Here is a 12,683-nt window from a genome sequence, read left to right as displayed (position 1 = left end):
CCGGCTCTGCTGACCGCACCGCCGAGGTCAGGAGAGCAGGCCCTGCTCCATGGCCTTCAGCACCGCGGCCGTGCGGTCGGAGACGCCGAGCTTCCGATACGAGCGCAGCAGATGCGTCTTGACCGTGGCCTCGCTGACGAACAGCTCCGCGCCGATCTCGGCGTTGGTCAGCCCCCGGCCGACCAGCCGCAGCACCTCCCGCTCACGGTTGGAGAGCGGGGACGGCTCGGCCACCCGGGTGCGGAAGAGCTTGCCCGCGAGCGAGGGGGTGAGCACCGTCTCGCCGCGCGCCGCGGTCTGCACCGCCTCGATCAGCTCCTGACGTGAGCTGCCCTTCAGCAGATAGCCCGCGGCGCCCGCCTCCACCGCCCGCAGGATGTCGGAGTCGTCCTCGTAGGTGGTCACGATGACCACCTTGCAGGCCGGCACCTGCCGCAGGATCTGCCCGGTGGCCTCGACCCCGTCCATGCCGCCCATGCGCAGGTCCAGCAGGGTGATGTCCGGCCGCAGCGCGACCGCCTGGACCACCGCCTCCTCACCGGAACCGGCCTGTCCGACCACCGTGATCCCCTCGGCGGAGTCCAGCATGGCGCTCAGCCCCTCCCGCACCACGGGATGGTCATCGGCCAGCAGGACCCTGATGGGCCCGCCCGACCCGTTCGACGCTCCCTCAGCCATTCGCTGCCTCCCCGGTCAGCGCCGACACCGGCACGCTCACCTCCACGGTGGTGCCCCGTCCGGGGCCGCTGGTGACGGACGCCACCCCGTCGATCTCCTCCACCCGGGCCTGCATCCCGCGCAGCCCGTAGCCTTCCTGTGTGCCGTCCGGGGTGAACCCCTCGCCGTCGTCGCGGACCAGCAGCCGGACGCCGCCCTGGTCGAAGACCACGATCACATCCACCGTACGGGCCCGCTTGGCGTGCTTGCGCACATTGGCGATGGCCTCCTGCACGGTGCGCAGCAGCACCACGCTGACCGCCATCGGCAGGGCCTTCTCCTCGCCCATCACCGAACACCGCACCTCCAGGCCGGTTTCGGCGATCAGCCCCTCCGCCTGCCGGCGCACCGCCTGCGACAGCGAGCCGCCGCGCAGCGCGGGCGGGGTCAGGGCGGCCACGAAGTCACGGGCCTCGGCGAGCGACTCCTTGGCCACCCGCCCGGCCAGCGACAGATGGTCCACCGCCTGGTCCGGTGCGTCGCGCACCTCCGACTCGGCTGCCTGCACCAGGCTGATGATGCTGGTCAGACTCTGCGCCAGAGTGTCGTGGATCTCCCGGGCCAGCCGCTCGCGCTCGGCGGAGATACCGGCCTCGTGGGAGAGCCGGGCCACCCGCTCCCGGCTCTGCCGCAACTCCTCGATGAGCTGCCCGCGCTCCTTGCTCTGCCGCACCACCCGTTTGATCCACAGCCCCAGCAGGACCGACAGCGCGATGCTCAGCAGCGAAACGGGCACCATCTCCCAGACGCTCAGCCCCAGGTCCTCACCGATGAACACCACCACCAGCACCGGACACAGATTGGCCACCGTGGCCAGCGCCACCGCCCAGCTCATCGGCAGGCTCATGATCAGCATGGGAACGACCGCGAACAGCGCGAAGGTGCCGATCAGGCTGAACACCGTGGTGACACAGAACAGCGCCACCAGGCCCACCGCGAAGACCAGGTTCCGGGGCCCGTAGCTCGCCTCGATCATCAGCCCCCGGCCGACCGCCGCGTACCAGGGCACCATCAGCGTCAGCGCGGCCACCGGGAGGGAGTGGCTGACCTGGGAGCCGCTGGAGAGGAGAAGCAGGACGGCCGTGACGAGATAGGAAACGGCGAAGAAGCCGTCCCAGAGGCCGAACCAGCGGGTGCCGGACTCGGGACCCAGATACGCACCGGTCCTCGAGCCGTCCCCCGGAGAGTGATTGCGCACGGTCTCAGTACTACCACGGGTGTCCACCGTGTCCACCGATCGGTTGACAGCCGGAACCCACCGTTCAGTCGTCTCGCGCCGTACGGCCCGCTTCTACGGTTGACCTTGGTGGGACGCACAGCCGTCACACCGCGAAGCACATCGTCCCCTTGGTTTGGAGAACGTCGCAGATGCCACAGATGAGCCAATTCATGGCCGCACTGATCGCGAGCGGCACCATCCTGACCATCGTCCTGGCGACCGACCTCGGCCGCCGCCGCATCACCACGCTGCGGATGCTGCGCTCGATCATCGCCGTGGCCGTGGTCGTCGCCATCTTCGTCCACTCCTTCCCGACCGTGGGCGACAACGACGTGTCCCTGCAACTCGTGGGCGTCGGCGTCGGTGTCATCTGCGGCCTGATCGCCGGAGTGCTGCTGCCCGCCCACAAGGACGCCGGCTCGGGCGAGTTGTACACCATCGGCGGCATCGGCTACGCGCTGGTGTGGATCGTCCTCTCCAGCGCGCGCGTCATCTTCGTCTACGGAGCCGAGCACTGGTACCCCGTGGGCCTGATCAAGTTCTCCATCGACTACGGCATCAGCGGCCAGGACACCTACTCCAACGCCTTCATCTTCATGGCGCTGGCCATGGTGCTGACCCGTACGGCCGTTCTGCTGGCCAAGATGCGCAAGCTGAGGACCCAGGACGACGGCAGTGCCCAGCTGCCCCGGCAGGCCGCCGACCGGGTATCGACCGGAGCCTGATTTCATAGCCCTCCAACCCCGCCGGGTGTGCCCGGCATCCCCTCCCAAGGCAGAGCAGGGTGAAGCAGTGGAACGCCATGACAACCTGAGGCTCCGGCCCCCTCGCCACCGGGTCGACCGCCGTGCGATGGGCTGGTGGACTCTCCAGGCGGCACTGTTCGCCCTGCCCCTGCCCCTCACCTTCGGGATCCTGTGGGCCTCCATCCCCCCGACGCGTGAGTTCTTCATGTGGGCCACGCTGATCTCGTGCCTCCCCGGACTGCTCTACATGGCCGTCATGCCGGCCTGGCGTTACCGGGTCCACCGCTGGGAGGCCACCGACGAGGCGGTCTACGCGGCGTCCGGCTGGCTCTGGCAGCAGTGGCGGGTCGTTCCGCTGTCCCGGGTTCAGACGGTGGACACCCTGCGTGGTCCGCTCCAGCAGATGTTCGGACTCTCCGGTGTCACCGTGGCCACCGCCTCCTCCTCGGGCGCCGTGAAGATCAAGGGCATCGACCACAAGGTCGCCCAGGGTCTGGTCGACTACCTGGCCGCACGCGTCCAGGCGGCCCCCGGAGACGCCACATGACACCTGACACCACGGCGCCGCCCCAGGCGGCCGGCCATGACTGGGGAAGGCTGAACAGCCGGCTGCTGCTGGTCAATCTGTCCTTCCTCGGCGCGCCGCTGGCCATGTTCCTCGCCAGCCTCGTCCTCACCGGAGGCAAGACCAACCTCCAGGTCGTCATCACCTTCGCGTCGCTGTTCGTGACCTTCCTGGTCATCAGCGGCATCGGGCTGATGCGGCTGTTCACCACCCGCTACCGGCTCACCGAGGACCGCTTCGAGATCCACACCGGTCTGCTCTTCCGCAGCGAGCGCTCGATCCCGGTCGGCCGCATCCGTGGCGTCGACCTCACCGCCAACCCGGTTCACCGGATCTTCGGCCTCACCACGCTGCGGATCGACAGCGGGGAGCAGAGCGACACCGCCGCGCGCCGGCTCGCCCTCGACGGCATCACCAAGGCCGACGCCCTCGAACTGCGCCGCCGGATCATCACCCTGCGCGACGCCGGCCGGTCCCGTGCGGTGGCCGACAACGACGGTGTGATCTGCCGGCTGGACTGGTCCTGGCTGCGCTACGGCCCGCTCACCGTCTGGGGTGTCGGCGGCGTCTTCATCGCCGCGGGCAGTGCGTACCGCACCCTGAACGAGATGAAGATCGACCCGCTCGAACTCGGCATCGTCAAGGACATCGAGCGCCGCTTCGGCTCCGTTCCGCTGTGGTACGGAATCCTGGTGGCCGTCGTCGTCATCGTCGCCCTCGGCGTGGTCGGCTCCACCGCCACCTTCATCGAGAACTGGGCCGGCTACGAACTGCGCCGTGAGGAGGGCGGACTGCTCCGCATCCGCCGCGGACTGCTGATCACCCGCTCCGTGACCATCGAAGAACGACATCTGCGCGGCCTCGAACTCGTCGAGCCCATTCCGCTGCGCTGGGCCAAGGGCGCCAAACTCAACGCCGTCGCCAGCGGCCTGGGAGGCGAGGACGAGAACCGCAGGCGTCGTGCCCTGACCTCTCCCACCCCGCGCGCCGAGGCCCTGCGGGTCGCCGCCGAGGTGCTGCCGGCGGGCTCCGGCCTGATCGCGCGCGAGGGCCTCCTCCCGCACCCCAGGGCCGCCCTGCGGCGCCGGATCAACCGCGCCCTCATGTGGTCGGCCCTGATCGCGGCCGTCCCGGTGGGCCTGGGACTGTGGCTGGGCAGCTGGCTCATCACCACCGGAGTGATCACGGCTGTGGTGCTGGTGCCGCTCCTGGTGGCGTTCGCCATCAACGCCTACCGCACCCTCGGCCATGGGCTCCGCGGCCGCTATCTGGTCGCCTCCTCCGGGACGTTCGCACACCGCACCGTAGCCCTCCAGCGCGACGCCATCATCGGCTGGAAGATTTCCCGCACACCCTTCCAGCGCCGGGCGGGACTGCTCACCGTCGGCGCCACCACCGCGGCCGGCGAGGGCGCCTACCACGTGCACGATCTGACCGAAGACCAGGGGATCGCCCTCGCCGAGACCTCGGTACCCGGGCTGCTCGCCCCATTCATCGAGCGGACGCCCGGCCGTGGCTGACCACCCAATGACCAACTGGCGATCCCCCGAGAGGTGGAGGGGCGTACCGAAAGGCCGCCCCTCCACCTCTGAGGACTTAACTGCCGCCACGGACCTCCCCGCCGCCGCGGTTTCGACCTCTGAATACGCCTTGTTTCTCCGTACTCCTTGTCGCCACCAGAATTCTCATGCACCCTGAGTTAAGCGCGGCCCTTATGAAAGGGTGAGTGCATACGGGACCCTAAAGGGATGATAGGGGTCCATAGGGGGTTTGAAGGGGTATCTCGTCGTCCTGCCCTGTGTAAGGCTGGCCTACGGTCTAGGTGTTATGTCTTGCGAGGTAATGGGGCGCGCGATGGTGAGTGAGTCCGTGGATTTCACGCCCGAGCACACCGAAATTCAGGACGCGAGCTCCGAAGAGGTGTCCCCGTGGCGGGACCGACTCGCCGGACTTCCCGAGGCCGAGCGCGCCGAGGCTCTCGGCGCATGGGTCGGCGAGGTCGTCGCACAGGCCCTCAAGGACAAGGCGCCGGACGTCCTCGACCCCGAACGTCCCTTCCTCGACCTGGGCTTCGACTCCCTCGCCACGGTCGATCTGCACGCCCGGCTGACCGCCGCCACCGGACTGCGGCTGCCGGTCACCCTCGCCTTCGACCACCCCACCCCGGCCGACCTCACCCGCCGTCTGCGGGCCGAACTGCTGGGCGCCGACGACGGCGCCGACGCCCTCTCGGCCGATACCGGCACCGGTCCGACAGCCGCCGATGAACCCATCGCGATTATCGGAATGAGCTGCCGTTTCCCCGGTTCGGTCGGCTCTCCCGAAGAACTCTGGGAAATCGTCGCGGACGGAAAGGACGTCATCTCCGAATTCCCGGTGAGCCGGGGCTGGGATCTCGCCGGGCTTTACGACCCCGACCCGGACAAGGCGGGCCGCAGCTATACCCGCGAAGGCGGATTCCTGCACGACGCCGATGAGTTCGATCCGGCGTTCTTCGGAATTTCGCCGCGTGAGGCGCTCGCGATGGATCCGCAGCAGCGGCTGTTGCTGGAGACCTCCTGGGAGGTCTTCGAACGCGCCGGGATCGACCCCACGACCCTCCGGGGCGGCCGGGCCGGTGTGTTCGTCGGCGCCGAGACCCAGGACTACGGACCCCGGCTGCACGAGGCCGAACAGGGCTTCGAGGGCTATCTGGTCACCGGCAACGCGGCCAGCGTCGCCTCCGGCCGCATCGCCTACACCTTCGGCTTCGAAGGCCCCACCGTCACCGTCGACACCGCGTGCTCCTCGTCCCTGGTGGCGCTCCACCTGGCCGTCCAGGCGCTGCGCGCGGGCGAGTGCACCATGGCGCTCGCGGGCGGCGCGGCGGTCATGGCCAACCCCGGCTCGTTCATCGCCTTCAGCCGCCAGCGCGGACTCGCCCCCGACGGCCGCTGCAAGCCGTTCGCCGCCGCCGCCGACGGCACCGCCTGGGGCGAGGGCGTCGGCATGCTGCTCGTCGAACGGCTCTCGGACGCCCGTCGGCACGGCCACCGGGTGCTGGCCGTCGTCCGCGGCACCGCCATCAACCAGGACGGCGCCAGCAACGGTCTGACCGCCCCCAGCGGCCCCGCCCAGCAGCGCGTCATCCGCCAGGCCCTCGCCAACGCCGGACTGTCGGCCGGTGAGGTGGACGCGGTCGAGGCACACGGCACGGGCACCACGCTGGGCGACCCGATCGAGGCGCAGGCGCTGCTGGCCACCTACGGCCAGGAGCGGGAGGCGGACCAGCCGCTGTGGCTCGGCTCGCTCAAGTCCAACATCGGCCACACCCAGTCCGCGGCCGGTGTCGGCGGCATCATCAAGATGGTCATGGCGATGCGCCACGGCGTCCTGCCGCGCAGCCTGCACATCGACGAGCCGACCCCGCACGTCGACTGGACCACCGGTGACATCGAACTGCTGACCGAGGCGCGGCCCTGGCCGGAACACGGCCGCCCGCGCCGCGCCGGCGTCTCCTCGTTCGGCATGAGCGGCACCAACGCCCACGCCATCATCGAACAGCCCCCGCTTCCCGCCGAGACCCAGGACGGCGCCGAGACACGGGACGGCGCCGGGGAGCAGGGCGGCGCCGACGGCCACGGCGGAACCCGGGACGCCGACGGCGAGTCCACCGCGCGGCCCGACGGACAGACCCCCGCCGTACTGCCCTGGACCCTGTCCGCGAAGACCCCCGACGCCCTCCGCGACCAGGCCCGGCGGCTGCACGCGTGGCTGGAGTCGGACCCCGGGCTCGCCCTCACCGACATCGGCCACTCCCTGGCCACCACCCGCGCCACCTTCGAGCAGCGCGCCGTGCTCCTCGCCGGCGACCGGGACGGCTTCCTCGCCGCCCTGCGCACCCTCGCCGAGGGCGGCGACAGCCCGTCCGTCGTCCGCGGCGCCCCCGCCGCCGGAAAGCTCGCCCTGCTGTTCACCGGACAGGGCAGCCAGCGCCTCGGCATGGGCCGCGAGCTCTACAACGCCTACCCCGTCTTCGCCGAAGCCCTCGACGACGCCTGCTGGTACCTCGAGGAACAGCTCGAACGCCCGCTCCTCGACGTGCTCTTCGCCGAGGAGGGCACCCCCGAGGCCGCCCTCCTCGACCGCACCGACTACACCCAGCCCGCCCTGTTCGCCGTCGAGGTCGCGCTCTACCGCCTCATCGAGTCCTGGGGGCTGCGCCCCGACCTGCTCGCCGGACACTCCATCGGCGAGCTCAGCGCGGCCCATGTGGCCGGTGTGCTGTCCCTCGAGGACGCCGCCGCGCTGGTCGCCGCCCGTGGCCGGCTGATGCAGGAGCTCCCGGCCGGTGGCGCGATGATCGCGGTGCAGGCGTCCGAGGACGAGGTGCTGCCGCTGCTCGCCGGACGTGAGGACCGGATCGGCATCGCCGCCGTCAACGGCCCCGACTCCGTCGTCGTCTCGGGTGACGAGGAGACGGCTCTGGAGATCGCGGCGGGCTTCGAGGCACAGGGCCGCAAGACCAAGCGGCTCACGGTCAGCCACGCGTTCCACTCGCCGCTCATGGACGGCATGCTCGCCGAGTTCCGGCGCGTCGCCCAGGTGCTGGAGTACGCGCCGCCGCGCATCCCCGTGGTCTCCACCGTCACCGGGCGGGTCGCCACCGCCGAGGAGCTGTGCTCGCCCGAGTACTGGGTGAGCCATGTCCGCGAGGCGGTCCGCTTCCGCGACGGTGTGCGGACCCTCGCCGACAAGGGCGCCACCACCTTCCTGGAGCTCGGCCCCGACGCTGTGCTCACCGCCATGGCCCAGGACTGTCTGCCCGACGCCGACGCCGACGGCACCGCGTACGCCCCCGCGCTGCGCGGCGGGCGCCCCGAAGCCGAAACCCTGAGCGCGGCCGTGGCGCTGGCGTACGTCCGGGGCAAGAAGGCCGACTGGGCCGCCCCGTACGCCACCACCGGAGCCCGCACGGTCGACCTGCCCACCTACGCCTTCCAGCGCCAGCGGTACTGGCTCAACGCCCCCGCCCCGGCCGGACCGGCGTCGGAGGTCGCGCCGGGCGGTGCCGTCGACGGGCGGTTCTGGGATGTGGTGGAGCGCGGGGATGTGGCCGCGCTGGCGGCGGAGCTCGCGGTGGATCCGGGGGTTTCGCTGGGTGAGGCGTTGCCGGCGTTGTCGTCGTGGCGGCGGCAGGAGTCGGTGCGTGGGATGGTGGACGGTTGGCGTTACCGGGTGTCGTGGAAGCCGGTGACGGAGCGGTCGACGGCCGGTGTGCCGGGTAGCTGCTGGGTGGTTGTGGTGCCCGCCGGTGAGGCCGAGGGCGCGTGGTGTGCGGGTGTGGTGCGGACGCTGGCCGGGCGTGGTGTGGACGTGCGCGTGGCCGAGCTGGGTGCTGGGGACCGCGCCGGGGCGGCGGAGGAGCTGCGGACGGCGGTGGGCGACACCTCGGTGACGGGTGTGGTGTCGCTTCTCGCGGTGGGCGAGGGTGCGTCGGGGCTGTTGCGTACGGCTGTGTTGGTGCAGGCGTTGGGTGATGCGGGTGTGGGTGCGCCGTTGTGGGTGGCGACGCGGGGTGCGGTGTCGGTGGGGCGTTCCGATGGTGTGGTGAGCCCTGGCCAGGCGTTGGTGTGGGGGCTTGGTCGGGTGGCGGCGTTGGAGCTGCCGGAGCGGTGGGGTGGTCTGGTCGATCTGCCGGAGTCGGTGGATGAGCGTGCGTTGGGACGGCTGGCGGGTGTGCTGGCCGGTGCTGGTGGTGAGGACCAGGTTGCGGTGCGTGCCTCGGGTGTGTTCGGGCGTCGGTTGGTGCGGGCTTCGGCCCCGGCGTCGGCCTCGGACGGTGGGTGGGCGCCGGGTGCTGGTTCGGTGTTGGTGACGGGTGGTACGGGTGCGCTGGGTGCTCATGTGGCCCGTTGGTTGGTGGCGAACGGTGCTGAGCATGTGGTGCTGACCAGTCGTCGTGGGCTGGAGGCTCCGGGTGCGGTGGAGCTGCGGGATGAGCTCGTGGCTTCGGGCGCTCGGGTGACGGTGGCCGCGTGTGATGTGGCCGACCGGGGAGCGCTCGCGGAGCTGCTGGTGTCCATACCGGCGGAGTTCCCGCTGACGGCTGTGGTGCACGCGGCTGGTGTGCTGGACGACGGCGTACTGGATTCGCTCACGCCGGAGCGGTTCGCCTCGGTGCTCCGGGCGAAGGCCGACGCCGCGCTGCATCTGGACGAGCTGACGCGTGAGCTGGACCTTTCGGCGTTCGTGCTGTTCTCCTCGATCACGGGTTCGGTGGGTGCGGCCGGGCAGGGCAACTATGCCGCCGCCAACGCCTACTTGGATGCGTTGGCCGAGCGGCGGCGTGCCGAGGGCCTGCCCGCTACCTCGATCGCCTGGGGCCCGTGGGCGGACTCCGGCATGGCCGGTGACGACGCCATGGAGCGGCGGATGCGCCGCGAGGGCATGCCGCCGATGGCGCCCGAGTCGGCGCTGGCCGCGTTGCGGCAGGCGCTGGATCTCGATGACACCGCTGTGACGGTCGCGGACATCGACTGGGAGCACTTCGCCCGCACCCTCACCGCCGTACGCCCGAGCCCGCTGATCGCCGACCTGCCGGAGGCCGGACCGCGCGCCACGGCCGGCGCCGACACCGGCCAGGTCGTCACCGACGCCGACGCCGCCTCCCCCCTCGGCGAGCGCCTGAGCGGCCTGCCGAGGGCCGAACAGGACAGTGCGCTGCTGGAGTTGGTGCGTGCGCAGGTCGCGTCGGTGCTGGGGCACGGCGGGGCCGAGGCGGTCGAGGCCGGGCGTGCGTTCAAGGAGCTGGGCTTCGACTCGCTGGCCGCGATCGAGCTGCGCAACCGGCTGAACGCGGCGACCGGCCTGCGCCTGGCCGCCACGCTGATCTACGACTACCCGAACGCCACCGCCCTCGCCGACCACCTGCGGACGGAGCTGGTGGGCTCGGATGCCGTGGTGAGTGGCGGTGCCGTGGCGCCGGCGGTCGCGGTGGCCGATGACCCGATCGCGATCGTGGCGATGAGCTGTCGTTTCCCGGGTGGGGTGCGGTCGCCGGAGGAGTTGTGGGAGCTGCTGACGGCGGGTGGGGACGCGATTGCGGAGTTCCCGTCCGACCGTGGCTGGGATCTGGCGGGGTTGTATGACCCGGATCCGGAGCGTCAGGGGACGTCGTATACGCGTGAGGGTGGTTTCCTCTACGACGCCGGGGATTTCGACGCGGCGTTCTTCGGTATTTCCCCGCGTGAGGCGTTGGCGATGGATCCGCAGCAGCGGCTGTTGCTGGAGACGTCGTGGGAGGCGTTCGAGCGTGCGGGTATTGACCCGGCCACGCTGCGCGGCAGCCGTACCGGTGTCTTCGCGGGTACCAACGGCCAGGACTACGCCGGGCTGGTCTCCACCCCGCCGGAGGGCCTGGAGGGTCATCTGGGCACGGGTAACGCGGCGAGTGTGGTGTCCGGCCGCGTCGCTTACACCTTCGGTCTGGAGGGGCCGGCGGTCACGGTCGACACGGCGTGTTCGTCGTCGCTGGTGGCACTCCACATGGCCGTTCAGGCGCTGCGGCAGGGCGAGTGCTCGATGGCGCTCGCGGGTGGCGTCACGGTGATGTCCACGCCCGAGGCGTTCGTCGACTTCAGCCGTCAGCGTGGGCTTGCGGCGGATGGGCGGATCAAGGCGTTCGCGGCCGGTGCGGATGGCACCGGTTGGGGCGAGGGCGTGGGCATGCTGCTGGTGGAGCGGCTGTCGGACGCGGAGAAGAACGGCCACCCGGTGCTGGCCATCGTGCGGGGCTCGGCCATCAACCAGGACGGTGCGTCCAATGGTCTGACGGCGCCGAACGGTCCCTCGCAGCAGCGCGTCATCCGGCAGGCGCTGGCCGGTGCGGGGCTGTCGGCCGGTGATGTGGATGTGGTCGAGGCGCACGGTACGGGTACGACGCTGGGTGACCCGATCGAGGCGCAGGCGTTGCTGGCCACGTATGGCCAGGAGCGGGACGCGGACCGGCCGTTGTGGCTGGGGTCCATCAAGTCCAACATTGGGCACACCCAGGCCGCGGCCGGTGTGGCGGGCATTATCAAGATGGTGCTGGCGATGCGGCATGGTGTGCTGCCGCAGACGTTGCACGTGGATGAGCCGTCGCCGCACGTGGACTGGTCGGCGGGGGCCGTCTCGCTGCTGACGGAGCAGGTGGAGTGGCCGGAGACCGGTCGTCCGCGTCGTGCGGGTATCTCCTCGTTCGGACTCAGTGGCACCAACGCGCACACCATCATCGAACAGGCCCCGGCCCTGCCGGTTGCCCCGGCCGAGCAGCCTGAGCCGCGTGAACTGACCGCACTGCCGTGGCTGCTGTCGGCGAAGGACGGGCAGGCGCTGCACGCCCAGGCCGCACAGCTGGCCACCCATCTGCGCACCCACCCCGAGCTGAGCGCGACCGACCTCGCCTTCTCACTCGCCACCAGCCGCGCCGCACTGGAGCGGCGCGCCGCCCTCGTCACCACGGACCGCGAGGCGTTCCTCGCGAGCCTGGACGCGCTGGCCCGGGGCGAGTCCGTCCCGGATGTGGTCGAGGGGTCGGCTGTCGAGGGCAAGGTGGCGTTCCTGTTCACGGGGCAGGGCAGCCAGCGGCTGGGGATGGGGCGTGAGCTGTATGACGCCTATCCGGTGTTCGCGGATGCGTTGGATGAGGTGTGTGCGCATCTGGATCTGCATCTGGAGCGGCCGCTGCGGGATGTGCTGTTCGGGGATGACGCGGCTGTATTGGATCAGACGGGGTTCACTCAGCCTGCGCTGTTCGCGGTTGAGGTGGCGCTGTTCCGGCTGGTGGAGGCGTGGGGCCTGCGTCCCGATTTCCTGTCCGGTCATTCGATTGGTGAGCTGGCTGCCGCGCATGTGGCGGGTGTGCTGTCGCTCGCGGACGCGTGCACGCTGGTGGCGGCTCGTGGGCGGTTGATGCAGGAGCTGCCGGCCGGTGGCGCGATGATCGCGGTGCAGGCGTCGGAGGACGAGGTGGCGCCGCTGCTGACCGAGCGGGTCAGCATTGCCGCGCTCAACGGGCCTTCCTCCGTCGTCATCGCGGGTGATGAGGACGCGGCGGTGGAGATCGCCGCGGGCTTCGAGGCGCAGGGTCGTAAGACCAAGCGGCTCACCGTTAGCCACGCGTTCCACTCGCCGCGTATGGACGGGATGCTGGAGGCGTTCCGCGAGGTCGCGGAGGGGCTGACGTACGAGGCTCCGCGTATCCCGATCGTCTCCAACCTCACCGGGACGGTCGTCTCCGCCGAGGAGATCAGCAGCGCTGACTTCTGGGTGCGGCATGTCCGTGAGGCCGTGCGTTTCCTCGACGGTGTGCGGGCGTTGGAAGCGGAGGGTGTGACGACCTTCGTTGAGCTGGGTCCTGATGGTGTGCTGTCGGCGATGGCGCAGGAGTGCGTGACCGATTCCGCGTCCGACG

6 protein-coding genes (1 of these 6 only partly in view) are annotated in these 12,683 nt (G+C 70.7%); 4 read left to right on the top strand and 2 right to left on the bottom strand.

The window, feature by feature from the left end:
• Positions 1–27 precede the first annotated feature (27 nt).
• Both PS467_RS15525 and PS467_RS15520 read right to left on the bottom strand, forming a co-directional pair.
• Complete coding sequence (locus PS467_RS15525) at positions 28–678, bottom strand: response regulator transcription factor (RefSeq protein WP_311035777.1); 651 nt, start codon at positions 676–678, stop codon at positions 28–30.
• Positions 671–1,915 carry a sensor histidine kinase gene (locus PS467_RS15520; RefSeq protein WP_311035776.1) on the bottom strand — a complete coding sequence of 415 codons (1,245 nt, stop codon included), beginning with the start codon at positions 1,913–1,915 and terminating at the stop codon, positions 671–673. The genes PS467_RS15525 and PS467_RS15520 overlap by 8 nt, the downstream gene beginning before the upstream one ends.
• A 191-nt stretch (positions 1,916–2,106) precedes the next feature.
• Here PS467_RS15520 and PS467_RS15515 point away from each other — a divergent pair, with 191 nt between their 5' ends.
• The 4 genes from PS467_RS15515 to PS467_RS15500 form a co-directional block, all read left to right on the top strand.
• Entirely contained in the window at positions 2,107–2,661 is a 555-nt protein-coding gene (locus tag PS467_RS15515) for a hypothetical protein (RefSeq protein WP_311035775.1), read from the top strand.
• A 67-nt stretch (positions 2,662–2,728) separates the two neighbouring features.
• The gene (locus PS467_RS15510; protein ID WP_311035774.1) at positions 2,729–3,229 is read left to right on the top strand and encodes a PH domain-containing protein; all 501 of its coding nucleotides are present in this window, start codon (positions 2,729–2,731) and stop codon (positions 3,227–3,229) included.
• On the top strand, positions 3,226–4,767 hold the full coding sequence (locus PS467_RS15505; protein WP_311035773.1) for a PH domain-containing protein: 1,542 nt from the start codon (positions 3,226–3,228) through the stop codon (positions 4,765–4,767). The genes PS467_RS15510 and PS467_RS15505 overlap by 4 nt, the downstream gene beginning before the upstream one ends.
• Positions 4,768–5,116: 349 nt before the next feature.
• Positions 5,117–12,683: the 5' portion of a type I polyketide synthase gene (locus tag PS467_RS15500; protein ID WP_311035772.1), read on the top strand. 26,132 nt of this gene lie beyond the right edge of the window; 7,567 of the gene's 33,699 nt are visible here — the first part of the coding sequence; its start codon is at positions 5,117–5,119; its stop codon lies beyond the right edge, outside the window.

This window comes from Streptomyces luomodiensis (assembly GCF_031679605.1).
GTDB classification, from domain to species: Bacteria; Actinomycetota; Actinomycetes; order Streptomycetales; family Streptomycetaceae; genus Streptomyces; species Streptomyces luomodiensis.
Note: the sequence above shows the minus strand (reverse complement) of the source record. Positions and strands in the feature narration are given on the sequence as shown.